The organism is Sutcliffiella horikoshii, assembly GCF_021991925.1.
Taxonomy (GTDB): Bacteria; Bacillota; Bacilli; order Bacillales; family Bacillaceae_I; genus Sutcliffiella_A; species Sutcliffiella_A horikoshii_F.
Window position 1 is genome coordinate 203,213 of the sequence record NZ_RXZI01000002.1, and the last position, 21,886, is coordinate 225,098.

Consider the following 21,886-nt stretch of genomic DNA (forward strand, 5'->3'; position numbering starts at 1 on the left):
CTAATGAGTGAAAGTGAGTTGACCACCACAACTTACCATACTAAAAATGGCGTGGTAACTTAAACTATAAACACCCCAGTAAGTAATGGAGGTGTTTTACATGCCTGGTGGTACAGACGGATCGATGTATGGTTTAATGGCGGCGTTCGTAAGCACTAATTATGACACGTCGACAAAACTTTCCCACGATCGTTATGAAGTGTATGTAAATGGTGACTTTGTTGGGCAGAAGAACTTGCTCTCCACTAGAGAAGATGTCACAAGTGTCAATGAATTCTTACATTCACATGGATATAATGACTTTTTGTCTAACATAGATGGTGATCATTATCATATACAAACGGAAAAAAAAGAACGCGAGCTAAAACAGGCTCTACAGATTTATCTTCACTCAAGATAAAAATATTGCCCCATCCGCTTGAAAGTTTGAGCGGTGGGGCATTTTTTGTGAATTGATGAAGAATGGAAGTGAACATTTTGTGTACGGGAAGATTGCGTTAGGCGATAAGCGGCAGGGTACAGCTTGGTCACAGAGGGCCAATGCTATATAATTCATTGTATTGAAGTAATTAAAGAAAGGTGGAAAACGACCATGAATTTATTTATTATCCTCGCAGCAATCAACGGATTTCTTGCAGTCGCACTAGGTGCATTCGGAGCCCATGGACTAGAAGGAAAAGTGTCCGAAAGAATGATTGAAATCTGGAAAACCGGTGTCACCTACCAAATGTTCCATGCAGGTGGCCTCTTCGTCGTAGCGCTACTGATGGAACGCTTCAGCAGCACTGGACTACTTAACACAGCAGGATGGTCATTCCTCATCGGAATCATCCTATTCTCCGGAAGCCTATACATCCTCACCCTCTCCGGCGTCAAAATACTAGGAGCCATCACCCCACTCGGAGGCGTAGCCTTCCTCATCGGCTGGGTACTCATCATCGTGGCCGCGGTGAAAGGGTAAAGCGCTAAAAGGGGTCTGACCCGCTTTGCGTTAATGCGGTAACAAAGTAAAAGGGGTCTGACCCGCTCTGCGTTAATACGTTAACACAGCGCAGCTAGACCCTTAATTTTATTCCACTTTATTTTTCAAGGCTATCTTGGTTGGAATTGGCTGAGGCCTTGGGTACCGCCGTTGAATGGGTATTCGTAGTCGAGTTCTTCGTCGAATGTGATGTAGTCAAGGTAGACCATGAGAAGCAGGTAGCGTTTGCCTGTTTGCGGATCGCTCAGGATGATGTGATCCCGCCCTGCGGCCTCAATGATTCCCTTGAATATTTTGGCATTCCACTCTCGGTTGTTCTCAAATGTCATGTATACGGTTGCCAGCTTGCCTCGATTTAAACGGAGTATGTTTTCAATATAGGATTGCTCCAGTGGAAGCATGCCCGGCACATCGGGACCAGTTAACTGACCTGTAGTTTGAAACTGAGTCGGATACGAAGGTATGCCTGTTTGCTGACCTGCAACTTGTTGCTGTTGAGGTTGTTGTTGCACCTGTTGCATCGGATAACCGCCACCACCACCGCCATACCACTGCTGTCCATAGTTTCTGTAATAGGATGAGTAAGGATCTGCTCCGTACCCCGCAGAAAATGGGGCACCTGCTGCCTGTGAAAACTGATGATTCATCTGTCATTCCCTCCTCAAAAACTTTTATCTGCTTCCTTGTGAGAAATAACCCCCATTTCCAAACCTCAAAATCCCTATTGATTCGGTCGGGAAGGGTGCTAAGATTCAAATAATTAATTCACACTACTTGATTGTATGAAAATTGAAGAAGGAATATGACAGGGGTGTATGGGAGTAAGACCTGCTTTTAAACGTCAAAAGCCTATTACAAAAAAACGCCAAGCCACCAAACTGGAAATCCAGTTGGTTGACTTGACGTCAACTCACACTCAATATTTTATTTTAAACATGCAAGAAGGAGTAAACGCGATCCTCTTCTAACAGATTCCCTACATAGAACGCACCGAATTCACCAAAACGTGCACTCACTTCATCAAAGCGCATTTCATACACAAGTTTTTTAAACTGAAGTGCTTCGTCAGCAAATAATGTAACGCCCCACTCGTAATCGTCGAAACCGACAGAACCAGTGATGACCTGCTTCACTTTTCCTGCATACTGGCGGCCGATCATACCGTGGCTGCGCATCATGCGACGACGATCTTCCATCGGTAGCATGTACCAGTTATCTTCCCCGTTACGGCGCTTGTCCATCGGATAGAAGCAGACATGCTTCGCTTTTGGCAATTCCGGGTATAGTCTAGCAAGGATTTGCGGGTTTTGATAAGGATCCTCGCCTTCTGGTAAATAGTTGCTTAGCTCTACAATCGACACATACGAGTGTACGGGAATTGTGTATTGAGCCAAAGTGGTTTTATTAAATTCGTTTTCGATCTCATTCAATTCCTCAAGCGTCGGACGAAGGAGCATCATCATGAAGTCCGCTTTTTGACCCACTATGGAGTACAATGCGTGGCTTCCGTTCTTTTCTAACTGGACTGTGTTCCATTTCTCCACAAGGCCAAGGAATTCATTGATAGCCGTTTGGCGTTCTTCACTAGAAAGCGTCTTCCAAAGGGCCCAATCTACTGTACGAAAATCATGGAGGCAATACCAGCCATCCAATGTTTGAGCTGCTTCACTCATTACAATCACTCCTTAAAAAGATTGTCTATGTATCCTTCCTTACTATATCACAGTTTTGCCATGACTTCCTGTAAGTAAAACTCCGAAATTGTGAAAGCTTCATGAATAGGAAAGGTCAGCACAGATAAAATAGTAGGGCGTAGTAGAAGCAGTTTTATTAGAAAATAAAGACTTTTTTCTGTAAGCGATAACATTAGATGGTATCGGTTGCTTTTCCAATTTGAAGGAGTATCCTAAACTGTAGAAGCGAAAATAAAGCGGATTAAGGAGTGACCTTTGTGAGCGATTTATTTCAAACATTAAAAGACAAAGTAGCAGGAAAAGATATTAAGATTGTATTCCCGGAAGGTAATGATGAGCGTGTATTAACGGCAGTTGCGCGTTTGGCTGCGGAAAACATGGTTCAACCGATCGTAGTTGGAGACTTGGAGGAGATCAACGGCCTTGCTTCCGAGCTGAAATTAACGTTGGATGGCGTAGAAATTTATGACCCAAAAACATATGAAAACATGGACGAGCTTGTAGCTTCTTTCGTGGAGCGTCGTAAAGGAAAGGCGACAGAAGAGGATGCACGCAAGATCTTATTGAACCCTAACTACTTTGGCACGATGCTTGTACACGTTAACCGTGCGCAAGGACTTGTAAGTGGAGCGGCACATTCCACAGCTGACACTGTGCGTCCGGCCCTACAAATCATCAAAACAAAAGAAGGCGTACGCAAGACTTCCGGTGTCTTCATCATGGTTCGTAACGACGAGAAGTATGTTTTCGCAGACTGTGCGATCAACATTTCGCCTGATAGCAACGACCTTGCGGAAATCGCAGTGGAAAGTGCTGCTACAGCAAAAATGTTCGGGATCGAGCCGAAAGTAGCGATGCTAAGCTTCTCTACAAAAGGATCTGCGAAATCTCCTGAAACGGAGCGTGTGGTAGAAGCGGCGCGCATCGCTTCAGAACGAGCGCCAGAACTAGTAGTGGACGGGGAATTCCAATTTGACGCAGCATTCGTCCCATCTGTAGCGGAAAAGAAAGCACCAGGCTCTAAAATCCAAGGGGACGCAAACGTATTTGTCTTCCCAAGCTTAGAAGCAGGAAACATCGGCTACAAAATCGCCCAACGACTAGGAAACTTCGAAGCAGTAGGACCGATCCTTCAAGGACTCAACAAACCAGTAAACGACCTATCGCGCGGCTGCAGCGTAGAAGACGTCTACAAACTGGCACTCATCACAGCAGGACAAGCGGTAAACTAACACCTGTTCCACTCACGATAAAAACAAGACGAACCAAATAAACTATATTCCACATAAAAAAGAGGTATGTGCCAACCAAAGCACATACCTCTTTTAAGTATTCGACGTTGAAGGGGAAATTCCTTTGGGGGTCTGACCCCCAAAGGCTACTTTCTTTCTCCAAAAGCATGTATTATAATGCTAAAGGAATCATAAGTACGGAAGTAAAGAGGAGCAATAAGGATTATGGCAGAACCAATGGAACCAACTTACGAGCAGCTGGCGCTGCAGCTGTTGAAGCAGCCGAGCTGGCGAATTATCGATCAATCATCTTTGGGGGCAAACTTTCACGCATTGCAATCTTTTGCGATGGATGACACGCTATGCACCGCTGTTGGCAAAGGCGACAGTGAAGCAACATGCAGGACGTGGGTGCACCATAACACGGTTGTATTGGGTATTCAAGACACCCGTCTTCCCCATCTACAAGCAGGGATTGACTATTTAAACAGTCAAGGCTATGAAGTGATTGTCAGAAACTCAGGTGGACTGGCCGTCGTCTTGGATGAGGGCGTCCTGAACATTACCCTTGTTTTTCCGGAAGGGGAGAAGTCGATTGACATCAACCGGGGCTACGATGCGATGTGGGAGCTTACAAAGCATATGTTCAGAGATTTACCGCATAACATGGAAGCGAAGGAAATTGTCGGTTCCTATTGTCCTGGCAGCTATGACCTTAGTATAGAAGATAAAAAGTTTGCAGGTATTTCTCAACGCCGGATCCGCGGAGGGGTGGCGGTGCAAATTTATCTGTGCATCGACGGCAGTGGATCCAAACGTGCCGAAATGATCGGCGAATTCTATAGACGGTCCCTTAAAGGAGAACAAACCAAGTTTGCATTTCCGACCATTGTGCCAAACGTGATGGCTTCCCTGACAGAACTGACTGGCCAGAACCTGACTGTGCCAGACGTGATGTTGCGTCTCCTAACCTCATTAAAGGAAATAAGCGGTTCCATCTTCTCCAACACCCTGCAAGGACAGGAAATGAACCTGTACGAGCAATACTACGAGAGAATCGTGGAGCGGAACGAAAAAGTACTAGGAAAAAAATAAAGGTGCCTGACCCCACTTTAACGCGTTAACGTAAGTGGGGTCAGACCCCTTTTTCTTTTTATCTCTATTCCGCCAGTTTCTCCAGATTACCATTACGGTCCATCATGAATTTGGATGGCACGTGTTCTTCGTCGTCGAATAGGACGAGTTTGCGGGCGCGGTTCATGATTTTCATGAGTGTTTCGTAGTCTTCTTGGACGGTGACTTGTTCGTCTTGTAGCTTTTGAACGCGTTTTTCCAGGTCACTGTTCGCACGCGCAAGTTCTGCATTTTCTTTTACTAATCTCTCATTTTCCTGTTGTAGTGCACTAGTATGAACGTTTGAGTGTTTCATGGATTGTAAGAAACTTATCACTTGATCCATGGAAAGGGATGAGGTATTTCCACCGCCATAGCCTAGGAAGGAAGGTTGTGACTTCATCTCGGCCGCTCTTCTTTCCACCCTCGTTTGTGGGGCGGTCACAGGTTGCTGGGACGGCTGTTGTGCATAGGATTCAAAACCTTCAAATGCATCCGCCGATGGCTTTTCCTCCAGCTGTTCCAACACAAATGGCAGTTCCTCATTCACCACCGTCTCAGGTGGAGTGTACAATAGCTTTTTCGTAGGCTGCCCGAGGGCGCGCTGGCGTTGTTTTCGTTGCTTTTTCGCAAGCTGTAGCGCCTTTTCATAATCATGGCGTACGACTGCGTTCCAGCGGAATCCACATGCAGCGGACGTACGGTTCAGCTTGTCGCCGACCTCCTCAAAGGCATTCAGCTGTGTGCTTCCTTCACGGACATGGCGCAGGACGGTTTCTGCCAACAACAAATCATTTTCTTCGGACCAAGCATCTTGACGATCTTTCATATATAATCCAACTCCCTTATCTAATCATCGTTCTGTCTATATTTTTGACGGAGAAAAAAATATTTATACATATTCATAGAAAAAATTACTAGATTGTTATCTGTCAGCATTTCGCCAAAAATCTCATAGAAACGAACTTGCATTGTCCATGGATTCCCTGTAAAATACCTTTTAGCTAACGAACGATAAAGTGATTTCCATCACTTTTTGAATAGAAAGGGCTGTGTAGAACCATGGCAAATGAGTTTCGCATTTGTGATGACTGCGACGCAACCAACGTGAAAACCCTCATTCCTAAACTGAAAAAAGTGGATGACGGGGCATGTGTGGAAGTGGGCTGTCAATCCTATTGCGGGCCGGGAAGAAAAAAGTCGTTTGCATTCGTGAACAACCGTCCGGTATCCGCGCCAACGGAAGATGAACTGATCGAGAAAATTATGAAGAAACTAAAGAAATAAAAAATCGCCTCTGTATTCCTGCATAGGTGATTTTTTATTCGCCATTTCTGCAAAAAGTAAGACTAATTGCTGAAAGAGTAGGGTAAACCTTAAGAGATTGTAATGTTGCTAAGAAAAAAGTTTCCCTTGTTAGTCGAAATGCAGGAAGTTCTACTTCGGCGGAGGTAACCCTCCAGTACAAGCCGCGAACACACGGAACGAAGACTAACAGGTGTTAACCCTAACCCCATACAATCCATCCTTTTCTTGTAAAATATTTACGATATAATAGAGTTAGATAATATTATGCCGAAAATAAAGAGGTCAATGAGATGAGTTATGCAACGGAAAAACTGAGTGAAGAAAAGGTATTTAAAGATCCCGTGCACCGCTATATTCATGTTCGGGACAGGGTCGTTTGGGATTTGATCGGAACAAGGGAATTTCAGCGTTTGCGCCGAATCCGCCAACTTGGCACCACCTATTTGACGTTCCACGGAGCGGAGCATAGCCGACTTAACCATTCACTGGGAGTATACGAGATTGTCCGCCGCATCATTGATGACGGGTTTGAGGGAAGACAGGACTGGAATCCAGATGACCGCTTGTTATGCCTGTGTGCCGCACTGCTGCACGACCTGGGACATGGTCCGTTTTCACATTCCTTTGAAAAGGTGTTCCACTTAGATCATGAAGATTTTACCCAGGCCATCATCCTCGGGGATACGGAAGTAAACGCCGTCCTAAAAAAAGTCCATAAGGATTTTCCGAAAGACGTGGCTGAAGTCATCGCAAAAACATATAAAAATAAATTGGTAGTCAGCATGATTTCCAGTCAAATTGATGCAGACAGGATGGATTATCTGCAGCGTGATGCTTATTTTACAGGTGTCAGCTACGGGCATTTCGATATGGAGCGTATCCTTCGTGTCATGCGCCCTCAGGAAGACCAGGTTGTCATCAAATCTAGCGGGATGCATGCGGTTGAAGACTATATCATGAGTCGCTATCAAATGTATTGGCAGGTTTACTTTCACCCCGTCACACGGAGTGCGGAAGTGATATTGACCAAGATCCTGCATCGTGCCAAACAACTACACCAAGATAACTACACATTCAAATTTCATCCTGTTCACTTTTACTCCCTTTTTGAGGAAGAAATTTCAGTTGAGGACTACATAAAGCTTGATGAAGCAGTGATTATGTATTATTTCCAATCCTGGCAGGAAGAAGAAGATTCGATATTAAGTGACTTATGTCGACGATTTATGAACAGGAATTTGTTTAAATACGTCGAATTTAATCCTAATAAGCAAATGATGGACTTGATGGAACTGACAAGTCTCTTTAAAAAAGCGGGCATCGACCCTGCATACTATCTAGTGGTGGACTCCTCCTCCGACTTGCCGTACGACTTTTATCGTCCGGGAGAAGAAGAGGAGCGCCTTCCGATTCACCTGCTTATGCCAAACGGGGATGTGCGTGAGCTATCAAGGGAATCTGAGATCGTGGATGCCATATCCGGCAAAAGAAGAACCGATCACAAGCTTTATTTTCCACAAGACATGCTAGAAGATCTATCGTCTAAAAAGACGGCAAAGAAAAAAATCAGAGAGATACTAGGAATATAGGCAACGGATAAGGTTAGGAGATGAAAGGGTTTGTTGACAGATCACGCAAAATTAATGAAGGTGTTTGCATCGGCAGGAGAAGTCATCGGAAGAAAAAAGCTACAGAAAATGGTGTATATCGCGAAAAAGCTGAACTACCCATTCTATGAAAAATACAATTTCCATTTCTACGGACCATATTCAGAAGAAGTGACGTTAAGAGTAGAAGAACTCTGCAATCTAGGCTTCCTAAGCGAGCTCAAAGAGAACAAGGGTGGTTACTCCCAATATCGCTACTCCCTGACCGAAAATGGGGAGGAGTTCTTGACACATTATGACCTGGAAATGCCACAACTGAACGAATGCATGAGGCAGATGAACGAACAGAGCTCCCGCTTTTTAGAGCTTGTCTCCACCGTGCTGTTCTTTGAGAACCTGCCGCGGGAAGAGGTTAAGGAGAAAGTCTTCACCTTGAAAAGCAAGCAGCGCTACACAGAGGAAGAAGTGGACGAGGCATACGAGTACATCGAGAGCCTGCGCGCATGCATCACCCAATAGCATTTGTAAAAGCCCAAGGGGATGCCTTTTGGGCTTTTTGATTTGCGGATGACATTGGTCAAATTGTACCATTGTTACAATAACTGCTGAAAAAGTCACAATCCGCTTCAGAAATGTCACAATCCCCTTTAAAAAAGTTAAAATAACCGTTCAAAAAGTCACAATAACGTAAATCTCACACACCAGGCACCTAAATTCCTCATGACTGGACCTGCCTACCGCATTAAAAAGCTTAACCTCACCACAAAAAGGGAATGCTACCTACAAAAAGCTTACAAAAAGAGGAGCAACAATCATATGGAGAAATGGACCCTTAGAGCACGGAAGGAAATTTGGTTTGTTCCAAGCCTGTACGCACTGGCAAGCATCATCCTTACCGCCATTATCATATCCATCGATACCGTTTTTGCCGATTCCGTACAAAACTACCTTCCGAAAGTGTTTTTCACCAATGTCGACCTGAGCACGACCATCCTAAGCTCGATTGCAACAGCCATCCTTACGATGACGACCATCTCTTTTTCCACCATCATGGTGGTGCTGACCACCTATTCGAGTCAGTTCTCCCCGAGGACCCTGCAGGATTTCATGACAGAAAAGACCACGCTGCGCGTACTTGGTGTATTTGTCGGTTCTTTTATCTACACGGTTTCATCCTTGCTATTCATGAAAGATTGGCTCGATGATCAGCGTGTGCTGGCATCTGGTGTCGGGGTGATCCTCGCCGTCATCTGTGTCGGGTATTTCGTTTTCTTCATTCACCATGTGGCAAGGTCCATACAGGTCAGCAAACTGATCGAGCGGCTCATGAAAGAAGGGCTGATTTCACTAAAAAAGAAAAAGCTCCTTTATAAAGCCGAAAAAATAACATTTGAAACATTGCAAGCACCAACAGACTACACGGAAACGAAAGAACTCCAGCCAAAAGCGACCGGGTATATCCAGGTCATCGATATGGAAGGACTGACCAAAGAGGCGAAAGAGCACGGATTTCACCTCGTATTGAAAAAACGAATCGGTGATTTTGTGACCGAACGCAGCACGATTGCCACGGTTTATTTTACAAAAAAGCCTTCCAAGGAACTCGATGTGACCGCCTATATAGAAGTAGGGGAGGAGCGGACGCCGTTGCAGGATGCAGAATTTGCACTTCAAAAGCTTGCGGAAGTCGCGTTGCGTGCGATATCTCCTGGGATCAATGACCCAAACACCGCCAACAACTGCATCCGCTATATGAGCAGGCTATTGATAGAGTTCGGCGAAGTGGATGCAGAGGCCATTTCCTACCTGGATGAAAACAAAGATCAGCGCGTCACGATCCCACAACGCACCTTCCAAGAGATCCTTTACACCGCCTTCTACCAGATTCGCATCTATGGAGAAAGGGATATCTCTGTGGTGCTGACGATACTGGAATGCCTGATCCTGACCGCGGAGGGAAGTGAAAAGGCAATCCGAAACAACATAAAGGAAATGTATGAGTTTCTAGTGGGGAGCATCAAAGAGGACTACTTCGAGCCGCTTGATGTAAAAAAGATCGAGGAGAAGAAGGCGGTATTAGAAGGGTTGTTAAAATAAATTGGCTGTTTTCTAAAAGATTGTTTTTATTGGCTATAAAGTTTGACCGTTCCTTTTCGCTGCAGTCACTCGCTTTCCGCGGGGCGGTGCTTGAGTTTCCTCACAACGCTCCAGGAGTCTCAAGCTACCGCTACCTCCCGCAGGAGTCGAGTGACTTTCGCTCCAAACCACTCGTTTGTCGAATTTTTCTACAAGCATCAAACTTTGCGATAACAGCGCAATAAAAGGGATCCGAACCCAGGTCCGAATCCCTCTAAAGTCAAATACATTATTGGTCGCTCAAACGCTTCCCGCCGACAGCATAATGGCCTTTTGTCATCTCTTCGATAAACACCACAATCTTTTCTTCCGGGGCACCGGTTGTCTCGCTGACAGCCGTGGTCACCTTCTCTACCAATGCCTTTTTCTGTTCATCGCTGCGTCCTTCTAGCATTTTCACTGTTACGTATGGCATCACATGCACGCTCCTTTAAGCTTCTATTGTTTTTCCATCTCTCATAAATTATTGTATAATGAAAAGAAAAGCGCAAGTGGCAGGAACGCATCAGCCACTCTAGCGCAGTTACATAAAAGGTAAGGGGGCAAGAAAGATGGATCAGGAAAAGAAAAAGAAACCGATAGGCTTTAATATCATAAAAAATGACCCGACAGATGGGCACGGCGGATTCGGGATCGGGGCATTGAGCCTTGATAATGTGTCACCTGTATTTGTAGACGTGGAAGCAGGAGATGCGTTTGTCGACATCGGTGCGATGCATGCGCGCAGCACGGTAGAACGCGGCATCAAGTTCCTTCCGAACAAGGAGGATGTACCGAACGGAAAACCGTACTGGCTTGTATGGGTAACGATTGACCGCAAGCAGGAGGGGCCATATTATGCCGGTGTGACGGCATGTGAAATGACCGTGGACCGTGAAATCCGCAGAGGATATAAATCGCTTCCGGAGCACGTCAATAAGATGGATAAGTCGATGAAGCGCCACATTATGGTGGACCACATGGATGATCGCTCCAAAGCTATCCTGCAAAACTATCTGGAGTCACATGACAAAGGAATGTGGGAACGGGCATCGGAGGATCTGAAAAAAGGATTGGCCACAAACTGATTTGTCAAGAGCTTACCGAAAATAAAGTTGTGACATTTTTTTGAATGTTCGACTCTACCTACTTGAGTTATTACGACAAAAAAAGTAAACTTAACCTACATGTGTAGAACACATGGAAAGCTAGGACACCTAAAACCCCCGGGAGACATCCCGGGGGTTTTAACTTTTTTAGGATATTATTTCTGGTTAACGAACCTTTTGTGGATTGGATGTCATTACAATTACAGAACTTTGGGTCTCTTCTCGACGTTGCGGCTTGGAATTAAGCATTGCGTATTGCAAATGTCCGAAGTTTTGAAAAAGTTGTCCAAACCAGATTTTCAAATGACCAAACCTCCATAAAAGTTGTCCAAAGGTTGCCTCGGATTGTCCGAACATACACCCTTTTCAATGTTCAAATGTCCGAACCTACCAATCAATTGTCCGAATGAATTTTCCAAAGCAAAAATAGCTACAAAAACCCTTTAAAACACCTATTTTTGGCTATTTCCTGGCCAGGTATCCCATGCAACTCAACCCCCACCAAAAATGCCAGGGACTCAAGCTACCGCCATCTCCCTAAGAAAGCAATCTTACATCCAAGGTAAAAGCTTCTTCCACCACTTCTTAGGTGCTTCCTCTTTAGGGCTCTCTTCCGGCACAGTTTCTTCTGTGGAACCGTCATTCAAGTGGGCCATGCAATATTCTGTCGGCTCCGTTCCCTTTATATAGTAGCTCAACCGGGAAACAGGACAGTCGCTTGTGGCAAGGAGCCCGCTTTGTGGATTGACCTGCACCCCGACGACGCCTTCTGTTGGAGCGAAAGCCATGACCGATTTGTTATCCAGGGCACGTTCCATAAAGCCGGCCCATAGATTTTTCGCGTAATGCTTTTCTTCCCAGAGTGTGATGGATTGGTCGCGGTCATAGCCTGTCCAGACAGCACTGACCAGTTGTGGCGTGTATCCAATCATCCAGCTATCGGTTTCGGTAGACCCAGACTTTCCAGCATACGGTCTTGTCAGTTGGTCACGGATGGCATTTCCGGTGACGGCCATATAACCGTTCAATGCGGGATCGAACATTCCTGTCATCATATGGTTCAGTACAAATGTGACATCAGGATCCAACAGTTGCTTTGTTTCTTTTTCCCGCTCAAAAAGCACCTCTCCACGGTAATTCACTACTTTTTCAATAAAGACGGGCTTGACCGCTTTTCCCCCATTGGCAAACACACTATAGGCATTGGCCATATCAAGCACACGCACTGGGGAGGTCCCAAGGGCAAGTGACGGGACATCCTTGACCTTTGACTTGATACCAAGTTCTTTTGCCTGTTCTGTCAGCTCTTTCTCGCCAAGCAACAGATGCGTTTTGACAGCATAAATATTATCCGATAAAGGTAGTGCTTGCATCATCGTCAGCGTGTCGTTGGCATAATAGTTATTGAAATTGTGCGGCGTGTAGGTCGAGCGCCCCTCATCCACCTGGAAGGTCGTCACTTCACTCCGGAACCCGGTCGATGGGGTGAATCCTTGTTCAAGCGCCCGGTAATACAGTAACGGCTTGAACGTGGACCCTGGCTGTCTTTCCGCCTGCGTCACCCGGTTATAAGGGCTCTCTTCATAATCCCTGCCCCCGACAAGTGCCAGCACCCTGCCTGTTTTCGGGTCCATGGATACAAATCCGACCTGCATCGCAGACTCCGGATTGAACGTTTTCTCGACTTCTTCCTCAGCGATGGCTTGGAGTGCGGGATCCAAGGTGGTATAAATATGGAGTCCACCCATCTCCAACTCCTTTTGCAGGTTCAGTTCATTCCTGATAACCGCCCTTACCGCATCCTGAAAATAAGGAGCCATGAATTCTTTCGGCAAATGCTCACGATTGCCGTAAGTCAGTGGCTGTGCCAACGCTTCCTCGACCGCCTCTTTCGTTAGGGAGCCGTTTTCCACCATGGAGTTCAGGACCACTTGCTGCCTTTGGCTAGCCCGTTCGCTGTCCACATAAGGGGAAAATACCCCAGGACCTTTAGGGATTCCGGCAAGCATGCTTGCTTCTGACAACGTCAACTCCTTTGCAGGCTTGTTAAAATAGTAATAAGACGCCGATTCAATCCCATAAGCGCCATGACCATAATAAATCGTATTCAAATAGCCCTCAAGGATCTCTTCCTTCGAGTAGTTGGCTTCGATTCTGATGGTATAAAGGGCCTCTTCCATCTTGCGCTTCCATGTCTTGTCATGCACAAGGAAAAGATTCCGCGCATACTGTTGGGAAATCGTGCTCGCCCCCTGAACCTTTGCGCGAGCCTTGATATCTGCTAGGATCGCACCGCCAATACGCTTAGGATCAAAGCCATGATGGGTGAAAAAGCGTCGATCTTCCACTGCGATCGTCGCATCGATCAAATAGGGGGATATATCCTCAAGCGAAACCCAATACCGCTTCTCGCCACTATGAGCCTCCCCGATGATCGAGCCATCCTTGCTATAGATAATCGAAGACTGCGTCACAGAAAGGGGAGGGGCACCCTTGGATTTAGCATAAATCCACACACCGCCAACCAGCAGAAAGAAAGAGATTGATAGGATAATTCCAATAAAAAACAAAGCACGAACATATTTAATTACCTGCTGAAACCGGTCATTAGTGATTAACTCCACTTTTCTCAACCCCCTATCTGATAGCATGAGTATTAGTAATAAAAATAATTTAGCACCCTAGTTGATTGCAGTGGAAGGCGCGCAGACTCCTTGAAAATGCTAACTCATTTTCTTCGTGCGATGAACCGCTCACGTAGCCTTCCTTGTCCTGCGGGAGGAAGGGACTTGGGAGACCCCGCAACGGAGTGAGGAGGCTCCCGGACCGCCCGCGGAAAGCGAAGCGCCTGGAACGGAAATCAACAGCTATTTATAGAATCAAAATAATATAGTACATAAACAGTTTTTATTTCCTAGTATGAAATTCTTTGAACCTTTTTAAACATTTATCAAAAAATAAAATTAATACTTGAATTTTCGCTAGATTCATCTATACTTTTTTCTTGGTGATTAGAAAAGCAGCGGCAGTTTTTTGTGAACAGCCATGCAAGAAATCCCGAACAATCAATGTTTCATTTTTTATCGATAGGGAACGATAAAAACGAGCATTTTTAGCATAGAAACTCAAAGCTTATGGCCGCAAGATAGATAGTAAATCTTATGTTGGAAGGGAATGTTGTACAAAATGGAATTATGGTACACAGAATATCAAACAAAAAACTTCGGAATCACAGCGAAGATCAAACGCACTTTACATACAGAGCAGACGGAATTCCAAAAGCTTGATATGGTAGAAACAGAAGAGTTCGGCAACATGCTTGTTTTGGACGGCATGGTCATGACGACACAAAAGGACGAATTCGTTTACCACGAGATGGTGGCACACGTACCTTTATTCACTCACCCGAACCCTGAAAACGTATTGGTTGTAGGTGGAGGAGACGGCGGCGTAATCCGTGAAGTCCTAAAACACCCTAGTGTGAAAAAAGCGACACTTGTAGAAATTGACGGAAAAGTAATCGAGTACTCCAAAAAGTACCTTCCTGAAATTGCAGGAGAGCTTGAAAATGAGCGCGTGGAAGTAAAAGTCGGCGACGGCTTCATGCACATCGCGGAAAGCGAAAACGAATATGACGTCATCATGGTAGACTCCACGGAGCCAGTTGGACCAGCTGTAAACCTATTCACAAAAGGCTTCTACGCAGGAATCTCCAAAGCATTGAAAGAAGATGGTGTATTCGTCGCGCAAACGGACAACCCATGGTTCACACCAGAACTAATCACAACGGTACAACGCGACGTACGTGAAATCTTCCCGATTACACGCCTATACATCGCAAACATCCCAACATACCCAAGCGGCATGTGGACATTCACCATCGGATCCAAAAAACACGACCCACTGGAAGTGAGCGAAGATCGCTTCCACGAAATCGAAACCAAATACTACACAAAAGACCTGCACAAAGCAGCATTCGCCCTACCAAAATTCGTTGCAGATTTAATTAAGTAACGTGGTAGTAAGTTAAATGGCTAAAAGGGGTCTGACCCTCAACGCTTTAAAGCGCTAAGGGTCAGACCCCTTAAATAAATTTATAATAATAAGAGGGTTGTAAAAGAGATGCTTCAAAATAAAAGTTGCCTCCCCTGTTGATTGAAGTGCAGGATGTGAGACTCCTACGGGAGGTAGCGGTAGCTTGAGACCCCGCAGGCAAAGCCGAGGAGGCTCAAGCACCGCCCTTAGGATAAGCGAACACCCGGAACGGAAATCAAAAGGGAGTTAACCAGGTAAGCTCCCTTTTTATGAGACCATACCCTCGATAAAGGAGGAACCCCCCCATGCGTTTTGATGAAGCATATTCAGGCAACGTGTTTATTAAAAGCCACCCAAGCTTTGAAGATAGCCAAGCGGTAATTTACGGCATGCCGATGGACTGGACAGTGAGCTACCGTCCGGGATCCCGCTTCGGCCCATCCCGTATCCGCGAAGTTTCGATCGGACTGGAAGAGTACAGCCCGTACCTCGACCGCGAACTAGAAGAAGTAAAATATTTCGATGCCGGTGATATCCCATTGCCTTTTGGTAACCCGCAAAAAAGCATCGAGATGATTGAAGAATACATCGATGGACTTTTAGAAAAAGACAAGTTCCCACTTGGAATGGGTGGGGAGCACCTTGTATCTTGGCCTGTCATCAAGGCGATGTACAAAAAGTATCCGGATCTTGCCATCATCCATATGGATGCGCACACAGACCTTCGTGACGATTACGAAGGCGAGCCGCTTTCCCACTCCACACCAATCAAGAAAGCAGCAAACCTGATCGGCCCGACGAATGTGTATTCATTCGGAATCCGTTCCGGCATGAAGGAAGAGTTCCAATGGGCGAAGGAAGTGGGCATGCACATCTCCAAATTTGAGGTACTTGAGCCATTGAAGGAAATCCTTCCGACACTTGCAGGCCGTCCGGTTTACGTAACGATCGACATCGATGTCCTTGATCCTGCACACGCGCCTGGAACAGGAACAGTGGATTGCGGCGGCATCACATCCCGTGAATTGCTTGCATCCATCCATGCAATCGCAGGCTCCGATGTGAACGTAGTGGGGGCAGACCTTGTGGAAGTTGCACCAATCTATGACCCATCCGAGCAGACTGCCAACACAGCGAGCAAACTGATCCGTGAAATGATTTTAGGTTGGGTGAAATAAGAATTAGAAATTCAGCCCTGTTCTCTGAGCCCGAAAGTGCTTGGGGATAGGGTTGTTTTTTTAGCTAAATAAAAGGGGTTTAAGGTGGATTTTGCAAAGTATAGTTGAGTTCTCATCTAATCCCTTCATAAGAATGTGGAATCCCGTCATATCTAGTGAAAATCCCGTCACCATTCATTCTCTCTCACCAAGTTTTAGCGCAGGAATAAAGGCAGAAGACTGGAATCCCATCATAACGAGTGATAATCCCATCACAAGTTAAGAAAATCCCACCACAACTCCCCTGAATCCCTTCACAAGCCCCCATAATCCCGTCACAAACCAAATTGCCCCCTCACACAGCAGACCGTAGACCATTTCTCCAACCAAAATCCATCAAATTTCCCTTCTAATCCACATCCTCTATTGAACTCCCACCACTACTTGTTTTATACTATGAAGGTTATAGATAAAATCGACGCGAACCAATAAGCGTAAAAGATAAAAGGATGTGGGGCCAGATGGCAGACAATCAAAATCACTTAAAGATGCCGATAAAGGTGACGTTCCAGTCGGAAATAATACATGCGGATAATGACAGGGAATTTGTTGTGTTTGGAGCAGATGGTCAATACTACATAAAAGGTGAATCAGAATACATCGTCTTCTCAGAGGAACTCGAAGGCAAGGAGAAGGTCGATTGTTTTTATAAAATAACGGACAAAGAGGTACGCCTGAAGCGCTCAGGTGACATCAACATGCTGCAATCCTTCCGTGCCGGTGAAACGACAGAAGGAAGCTACCAGGGCGTTGGCGCAGGGTTCCAATTTGAAACGGAAACTGAAAAAGTGGTCATGATGAAGGATCCCGAAAAGAAAAGAGGCTGTTTACAGCTCGATTATAAATTGAAGGTTCAAGACCAAATAACCGGTCAATACTTGATAACAATCAATTACGAGGAGGAACAGGCAAGATGAATATAGTAGAACAAGTGCAAGAACGCCTGAAAGCGGAGATCAAGGCTTCCGTACTGAAAGCAGGCTTGGCAACAGAAGAACAGATTCCGGACGTTGTACTGGAAACACCAAAAGATAAAGCAAACGGGGACTACTCCACCAACATGGCGATGCAGCTTGCACGTGTTGCGAAAAAAGCGCCACGCATGATTGCGGAAGAAATCGTGAAGAATTTCGACCAATCCAAAGCTTCCATTGAAAAAATTGATATCGCAGGTCCTGGATTCATCAACTTTTACATGGATAATGCCTATCTTACAGAGCTAATCCCGACAATCCTGAAAGAGGGATCCAACTACGGACGTTCCAATGTTGGCAACGGTGAAAAGATCAATGTCGAGTTTGTTTCTGCAAACCCTACAGGCGACCTTCACCTTGGACATGCCCGTGGTGCGGCAGTGGGGGATTCCCTATGTAATGTGCTTGATAAGGCAGGCTACGAGGTAACACGCGAATATTACATCAACGACGCTGGTAATCAAATCAACAACTTGGCCCTTTCTGTCGAGGCACGTTACTTCCAAGCGCTTGGACAAGACATGGAAATGCCGGAAGACGGTTATCATGGTAAAGACATCATCGGGATCGGCCAGGCAATCGCAGAGGAGTTCGGCGACCGTTTCGTCAACGAATCAGAAGAGGACCGCCGTAGCTTTTTCCGTGAATATGGCTTGAAATACGAAATGAAAAAATTGCAACAGGACCTAGAAGAGTTCCGTGTCCGTTTTGACGTTTGGTACTCCGAGACTTCCCTATACAACAACGGAAAAATCGAAGAGGCACTATCGACCTTACGTGAACAGGGCCACATCTATGAAGAAGAGGGGGCGACATGGTTCCGCTCCACAGCATTTGGCGATGACAAAAACCGTGTATTGATTAAAAATGACGGATCTTACACATATCTGACACCAGATATCGCGTACCATCAGGATAAACTGAAGCGCGGCCATGACAAGCTGATCAACATTTGGGGAGCTGACCACCACGGCTATATCCCTCGTATGAAGGCGGCAATCGAAGCATTAGGCTATGGAAAAGACGCACTGGAAGTGGAAATCATCCAACTTGTCCACCTTTTCCAAAACGGTGAAAAAATGAAAATGAGCAAGCGTACCGGTAAAGCGGTAACGATGCGTGATTTGATGGAAGAAGTGGGCCTTGATGCTGTACGTTACTTCTTCGCCATGCGTTCAGGCGATACGCATCTTGACTTCGACATGGACCTTGCCGTTTCACAGTCCAATGAAAACCCGGTATTCTACGCACAATACGCACACGCACGTATTTGCAGCATGCTTCGTCAAGGAGAAGAGCAAGGCTTAAGCTTAGAAGGGGACTTCGCGCTTGAACACATCTCTTCTGAAAAAGAGATCGACCTTTTGAAAAAGCTTGGTGAATACCCTCTTGCGGTAGCGGAAGCGGCAGAAAAACGCATTCCTCATCGCATCACGAACTATACATTCGAACTCGCATCCGCGCTGCACAGCTTCTACAATGCGGAAAAAGTATTGGATCCTGACAACCAAGAAAAATCCAGAGCGCGCCTCGGGTTGATGAAAGCCGTTCAAACCACGCTACAGGACGCATTAAAACTGATTGGGGTTTCTGCACCGGAAAAAATGTAATGCCAGAAAGCTCTCTACCTGAATTTAGAGTAGAGAGCTTTCTTTTGGCCAAAATAACTAACATAAGACAAAAACAACAAGGGAGTTTTCCACAATGAAAGAAAGCTTACTCGCACTTGCAACAGGCATGGTCGTAGGATTCCTCTTCGCCCTATTCCGCCTGCCAATCCCAGCACCACCCGTATTCTCCGGCATCGTAGGAATCGTCGGCATCTACCTCGGCTACCGCCTATTTACTTGGGTGGCCCCGATCTTTCAATCAAGCAACTAAAAAAGATGAAAAAGGGGTCTGACCTTCATCGCTTTAAAGCGGTGAGGGTCAGACCCCTTTTATTACTTTACCACTCCACCGCACCACCGCTAATCCGTTTCACACCTCGGATTTTTCCGATGTCTTCGCAAAGCTGGAGTGCTGCTTCATCTTTTCTTTTCGCTTCCACCATAAAATCGACATCCTGCCCTATACCAACCACAACTTTTAAAAACTCCATCAGAAAATGCAGATCCACAAAGTCCGCATGGTGCCGCAACTTCTTTTCCGAAATAGGGGAGGAGATATGGATCTTTGGAATGATGCCGATATCCTTCCACGTCGCATACACCCTTGGCAACAGCTCCTCCCACGAAACAGAACTAGGATTGGCGTATTCATGATGGTAATCGAACGCAAGTGGGATCCCAAGCTCCTCGCACAGCACCAAGGTCTCCTCCGTTGTATAGGTCTTATCATCATTCTCAAGCGTCATCCTCGCCCGCACCTCATCAGGGAGCGCCACGATATTTTCACGGAACCGCTCCACCGCTTGCTCCTTGTTTCCGTAAGCACCACCCACATGGATATTGATGGTGCCCTCATCCTCCAAGCCCATCGCTTTCAGCATCTCGTAATGGTAGATCATATCAATCACAGCATTCTCCGTGATATGCGGCTTATCGCTCGTGAAAAGGGTGAATTGATTGGGATGAAAGCTCGAACGCATCCCATAGCGCTTCACCAAATCCCCGATCTCCTTGAACTCCTTACCAAACTCATGGACAAAATCCCACTTCACATCCGGATGGGTGGCAAGCGGGACGATGGAGGAGGAGAAGCGGAATACTTGGATTTCATGGGCGATGCAGAAATAGATGGTACGCAGCGTGTTCTTCAAATTTTCACGGGTCACCGAAAGCAGCTTTTCCCTTCCTTCATCCGCGGACATCTGCTTATAACGTGTATAAGTCAACGCCCTGGCAGGGGAAGCCTCCCAGAGCGTCCAAGATTGTGATACAAACCCAAAACGAATCCTCATGCAACAAGCGTCTCCTTTCCAAAAGGCCCTTTTCTCAAAAATTTGTGCTATCTACTTGTAAAAAGTCGGCAATTGGACTTTTTACTGCTTTCGTACTTTATAAGGTGCAAGTAGTTTCTTAAATACGGCAGAGAAAAGAGCACGACAGTAAGGAAACTAACGGTGAATATATCCATACGAAAAGCAGTAAAGTATACGAAAATAGCCTTCAAACCTCACATCAACGGAGAAAGAATCTTAGAGAGCTGTTCCCGACTTTTATCCATAAATGAACGTTTCTGGATAAACTCAAGCGTCAGCTTTTCCGAATTATGAATGTCCTTGTGAATCTCCTCCACCGTTCTGTGAACGAATTCCTTATCAAATATCAAACAGTTAATTTCATTATTCAAAAATAAACTTCTCTTATCAAAGTTGGCCGTTCCGATATCACAGGTGTGATCATCGATGACCATGACTTTTGCATGATAAAAACCAAGATAAAACCGGTATACTTCCGCGCCGGCCCCAATGATGGTCTTAAAGTAAGGAAAGGCCGCATCCATGACAAGCGGATGATCCGCTTTTGCAGGAACAAGCACCGTGACCTTCACACCGCGACCGAGCGCCGCCAAAAGCTCCTCCAACAGCGGGTCACTTGGAATGAAATAAGGGGTGCAAATGATGATCGATTTCTCCGCGCGCTGTAAAAGCGTCAGGAACGTTTCACTCAAATGTCCTCCATTTGTCGGAACAAGCTTATGCGTAATCGGCCCCTTTTCCGCAACAGGAAAGTACGCCTCGCCCCACTCAAGGGAAGGGAAGTCCCCGGCCTGCTCCCAGTTTTGCATAAACTGTGACTGTAGGTCCTGCACACCTTCCCCTTCAAGCTTCAGGTGATAGTCCCGCCACACGCCGAACTCCGGATCCTGTCCAAGATACTCTTTTCCGATATTAAAGCCTCCAAGATATCCAATCTTGCCGTCCACCACGGTTATCTTCCGGTGGTTTCGCTGGTTGATGCTGAAAAAGAAAAACGGAAAAGCTGGCTTATGGTAGTATTCCACTTCAATGCCATGTGATTTCAACTCTTTCACTGTTTCTTTTTTCACATCAAACGACCCAAAATAATCAAGAAGCAACCGCACTTCCACGCCTTGGTCCGCCTTCTCCTTTAAAATGGACAAAAACTCTTCACTCGCATGGTCATTACGTACCATGTAAAAAAGGGAATGAATGTGATGGCTGGCCTTACGCATATCATCATACAAATCCTTATACAAGAGGTTTCCATCCGAATAAAGAAGGATGTCACTCTGCCTTTTCGGGAACTTCAACCGCTTTACTTCTTTCAAGTGCTTCTTTCGTCCCAAATATAAATCCAATGCCAGCCAAGCAATAAATAATCCGATCACTAACAAAACGTACAACACTACATTCATAGCTTTTCCCTCCCGCGAACACGTCCATTTAGTTTTTACGAAATCGCGTCATCTTATCCTATAACTAATTACCCATACCCACATTCCTTTAAAATAAGCCTTAGAAATTCAACTAAATGTGTTGACTGAATGCTCATTCAGTTATAAGATAAAGGTAAATTACTAAAGTTCTGAAAA

Annotated in this window: 21 protein-coding genes; 14 read left to right on the forward strand and 7 right to left on the reverse strand. The window is 45.6% G+C overall.

All coding sequences use genetic code 11. The features are described from left to right. The first annotated feature begins 100 nt into the window (after positions 1-100). On the forward strand, positions 101-400 hold the full coding sequence (locus EKQ44_RS06415; protein WP_237662743.1) for a hypothetical protein: 300 nt from the start codon (positions 101-103) through the stop codon (positions 398-400). Positions 401-592: 192 nt separating this feature from the next. Further along, positions 593-961, forward strand: a complete 369-nt coding sequence (locus tag EKQ44_RS06420; protein ID WP_237662744.1) for a DUF423 domain-containing protein — start codon at positions 593-595, stop codon at positions 959-961. Positions 962-1,092: 131 nt separating this feature from the next. Here EKQ44_RS06420 and gerQ read toward each other — a convergent pair whose 3' ends face one another. After that, a complete protein-coding gene (gerQ, locus tag EKQ44_RS06425; protein WP_237662745.1) occupies positions 1,093-1,629 on the reverse strand; it encodes a spore coat protein GerQ in 537 nt (178 codons plus the stop codon). 282 nt (positions 1,630-1,911) lie between these two features. Beyond that, on the reverse strand, positions 1,912-2,655 hold the full coding sequence (hemQ, locus tag EKQ44_RS06430) for a hydrogen peroxide-dependent heme synthase (protein ID WP_223491536.1): 744 nt from the start codon (positions 2,653-2,655) through the stop codon (positions 1,912-1,914). A 278-nt stretch (positions 2,656-2,933) separates the two neighbouring features. On the opposite strand from hemQ, the gene pta reads away from it, so the two are divergent. Both pta and EKQ44_RS06440 read left to right on the forward strand, forming a co-directional pair. Beyond that, positions 2,934-3,908 (forward strand): phosphate acetyltransferase, encoded by a 975-nt coding sequence (gene pta, locus EKQ44_RS06435; RefSeq protein ID WP_237662746.1) that lies wholly within the window; start codon positions 2,934-2,936, stop codon positions 3,906-3,908. 225 nt (positions 3,909-4,133) lie between these two features. Next, complete coding sequence (locus EKQ44_RS06440) at positions 4,134-5,003, forward strand: lipoate--protein ligase family protein (protein WP_237662747.1); 870 nt, start codon at positions 4,134-4,136, stop codon at positions 5,001-5,003. A gap of 64 nt (positions 5,004-5,067) precedes the next feature. On the opposite strand, the gene EKQ44_RS06445 is transcribed toward EKQ44_RS06440, so the two are convergent. Continuing rightward, entirely contained in the window at positions 5,068-5,850 is a 783-nt protein-coding gene (locus EKQ44_RS06445; protein ID WP_237662748.1) for an RsfA family transcriptional regulator, read from the reverse strand. Between the two features lie 233 nt (positions 5,851-6,083). Here EKQ44_RS06445 and EKQ44_RS06450 point away from each other — a divergent pair, with 233 nt between their 5' ends. The 4 genes from EKQ44_RS06450 to EKQ44_RS06465 all read left to right on the forward strand — a co-directional run bounded on the left by EKQ44_RS06450 (position 6,084) and on the right by EKQ44_RS06465 (position 10,033). Continuing rightward, a complete protein-coding gene (locus EKQ44_RS06450) occupies positions 6,084-6,308 on the forward strand; it encodes a YuzB family protein (protein ID WP_237662749.1) in 225 nt (74 codons plus the stop codon). Between the two features lie 311 nt (positions 6,309-6,619). After that, positions 6,620-7,918: an HD domain-containing protein gene (locus EKQ44_RS06455; protein WP_237662750.1), complete on the forward strand. Its 1,299-nt coding sequence runs from the start codon at positions 6,620-6,622 to the stop codon at positions 7,916-7,918. Between the two features lie 30 nt (positions 7,919-7,948). Further along, a complete protein-coding gene (locus EKQ44_RS06460) occupies positions 7,949-8,455 on the forward strand; it encodes a YwgA family protein (RefSeq protein WP_237662751.1) in 507 nt (168 codons plus the stop codon). Positions 8,456-8,752: 297 nt separating this feature from the next. Further along, the gene (locus tag EKQ44_RS06465) at positions 8,753-10,033 is read left to right on the forward strand and encodes a DUF2254 domain-containing protein (RefSeq protein WP_237662752.1); all 1,281 of its coding nucleotides are present in this window, start codon (positions 8,753-8,755) and stop codon (positions 10,031-10,033) included. 268 nt (positions 10,034-10,301) lie between these two features. Here the strand turns inward: EKQ44_RS06465 and EKQ44_RS06470 are convergent, their stop codons facing one another. Continuing rightward, positions 10,302-10,487 (reverse strand): 2-hydroxymuconate tautomerase, encoded by a 186-nt coding sequence (locus EKQ44_RS06470; protein WP_237662753.1) that lies wholly within the window; start codon positions 10,485-10,487, stop codon positions 10,302-10,304. A gap of 136 nt (positions 10,488-10,623) precedes the next feature. On the opposite strand from EKQ44_RS06470, the gene EKQ44_RS06475 reads away from it, so the two are divergent. Then, positions 10,624-11,139, forward strand: coding sequence for a YwhD family protein (locus EKQ44_RS06475; RefSeq protein ID WP_237662754.1), 516 nt, complete (start codon positions 10,624-10,626; stop codon positions 11,137-11,139). 572 nt (positions 11,140-11,711) lie between these two features. Here the strand turns inward: EKQ44_RS06475 and EKQ44_RS06480 are convergent. After that, positions 11,712-13,784: a transglycosylase domain-containing protein gene (locus EKQ44_RS06480; RefSeq protein WP_237662755.1), complete on the reverse strand. Its 2,073-nt coding sequence runs from the start codon at positions 13,782-13,784 to the stop codon at positions 11,712-11,714. A gap of 562 nt (positions 13,785-14,346) precedes the next feature. On the opposite strand from EKQ44_RS06480, the gene speE reads away from it, so the two are divergent. From speE to EKQ44_RS06505, 5 genes are all read left to right on the forward strand, one after another. Further along, a complete protein-coding gene (gene speE, locus EKQ44_RS06485; protein WP_237662756.1) occupies positions 14,347-15,174 on the forward strand; it encodes a spermidine synthase in 828 nt (275 codons plus the stop codon). A gap of 326 nt (positions 15,175-15,500) precedes the next feature. Next, complete coding sequence (gene speB, locus EKQ44_RS06490; protein ID WP_237662757.1) at positions 15,501-16,373, forward strand: agmatinase; 873 nt, start codon at positions 15,501-15,503, stop codon at positions 16,371-16,373. A 500-nt stretch (positions 16,374-16,873) separates the two neighbouring features. Next, on the forward strand, positions 16,874-17,329 hold the full coding sequence (locus EKQ44_RS06495; protein ID WP_207556172.1) for a YwiB family protein: 456 nt from the start codon (positions 16,874-16,876) through the stop codon (positions 17,327-17,329). Then, the gene (gene argS, locus EKQ44_RS06500; RefSeq protein ID WP_237662758.1) at positions 17,326-18,996 is read left to right on the forward strand and encodes an arginine--tRNA ligase; all 1,671 of its coding nucleotides are present in this window, start codon (positions 17,326-17,328) and stop codon (positions 18,994-18,996) included. The genes EKQ44_RS06495 and argS overlap by 4 nt, the downstream gene beginning before the upstream one ends. Before the next feature lie 94 nt (positions 18,997-19,090). Further along, positions 19,091-19,267, forward strand: coding sequence for a XapX domain-containing protein (locus EKQ44_RS06505; protein WP_010197488.1), 177 nt, complete (start codon positions 19,091-19,093; stop codon positions 19,265-19,267). 67 nt (positions 19,268-19,334) lie between these two features. On the opposite strand, the gene uvsE is transcribed toward EKQ44_RS06505, so the two are convergent. Both uvsE and cls read right to left on the reverse strand, forming a co-directional pair. Continuing rightward, the gene (gene uvsE / locus EKQ44_RS06510) at positions 19,335-20,288 is read right to left on the reverse strand and encodes a UV DNA damage repair endonuclease UvsE (RefSeq protein WP_237662759.1); all 954 of its coding nucleotides are present in this window, start codon (positions 20,286-20,288) and stop codon (positions 19,335-19,337) included. Positions 20,289-20,503: 215 nt separating this feature from the next. Next, positions 20,504-21,709, reverse strand: a complete 1,206-nt coding sequence (cls, locus tag EKQ44_RS06515; protein ID WP_237662760.1) for a cardiolipin synthase — start codon at positions 21,707-21,709, stop codon at positions 20,504-20,506. Positions 21,710-21,886: the final 177 nt, after the last annotated feature.

Bases quoted from the DNA above. Each gene is read 5' to 3' on its own strand.
- EKQ44_RS06415 (WP_237662743.1), top strand. From the start codon at position 101: ATGCCTGGTGGTACAGACGGATCGATGTATGGTTTAATGGCGGCGTTC.
- EKQ44_RS06420 (WP_237662744.1), top strand. From the start codon at position 593: ATGAATTTATTTATTATCCTCGCAGCAATCAACGGATTTCTTGCAGTC.
- gerQ (WP_237662745.1), bottom strand. From the start codon at position 1,629: ATGAATCATCAGTTTTCACAGGCAGCAGGTGCCCCATTTTCTGCGGGG.
- hemQ (WP_223491536.1), bottom strand. From the start codon at position 2,655: ATGAGTGAAGCAGCTCAAACATTGGATGGCTGGTATTGCCTCCATGAT.
- EKQ44_RS06440 (WP_237662747.1), top strand. From the start codon at position 4,134: ATGGCAGAACCAATGGAACCAACTTACGAGCAGCTGGCGCTGCAGCTG.
- EKQ44_RS06445 (WP_237662748.1), bottom strand. From the start codon at position 5,850: ATGAAAGATCGTCAAGATGCTTGGTCCGAAGAAAATGATTTGTTGTTG.
- EKQ44_RS06450 (WP_237662749.1), top strand. From the start codon at position 6,084: ATGGCAAATGAGTTTCGCATTTGTGATGACTGCGACGCAACCAACGTG.
- EKQ44_RS06455 (WP_237662750.1), top strand. From the start codon at position 6,620: ATGAGTTATGCAACGGAAAAACTGAGTGAAGAAAAGGTATTTAAAGAT.
- EKQ44_RS06465 (WP_237662752.1), top strand. From the start codon at position 8,753: ATGGAGAAATGGACCCTTAGAGCACGGAAGGAAATTTGGTTTGTTCCA.
- EKQ44_RS06470 (WP_237662753.1), bottom strand. From the start codon at position 10,487: ATGCCATACGTAACAGTGAAAATGCTAGAAGGACGCAGCGATGAACAG.
- EKQ44_RS06475 (WP_237662754.1), top strand. From the start codon at position 10,624: ATGGATCAGGAAAAGAAAAAGAAACCGATAGGCTTTAATATCATAAAA.
- speE (WP_237662756.1), top strand. From the start codon at position 14,347: ATGGAATTATGGTACACAGAATATCAAACAAAAAACTTCGGAATCACA.
- speB (WP_237662757.1), top strand. From the start codon at position 15,501: ATGCGTTTTGATGAAGCATATTCAGGCAACGTGTTTATTAAAAGCCAC.
- EKQ44_RS06495 (WP_207556172.1), top strand. From the start codon at position 16,874: ATGGCAGACAATCAAAATCACTTAAAGATGCCGATAAAGGTGACGTTC.
- argS (WP_237662758.1), top strand. From the start codon at position 17,326: ATGAATATAGTAGAACAAGTGCAAGAACGCCTGAAAGCGGAGATCAAG.
- EKQ44_RS06505 (WP_010197488.1), top strand. From the start codon at position 19,091: ATGAAAGAAAGCTTACTCGCACTTGCAACAGGCATGGTCGTAGGATTC.
- uvsE (WP_237662759.1), bottom strand. From the start codon at position 20,288: ATGAGGATTCGTTTTGGGTTTGTATCACAATCTTGGACGCTCTGGGAG.
- cls (WP_237662760.1), bottom strand. From the start codon at position 21,709: ATGAATGTAGTGTTGTACGTTTTGTTAGTGATCGGATTATTTATTGCT.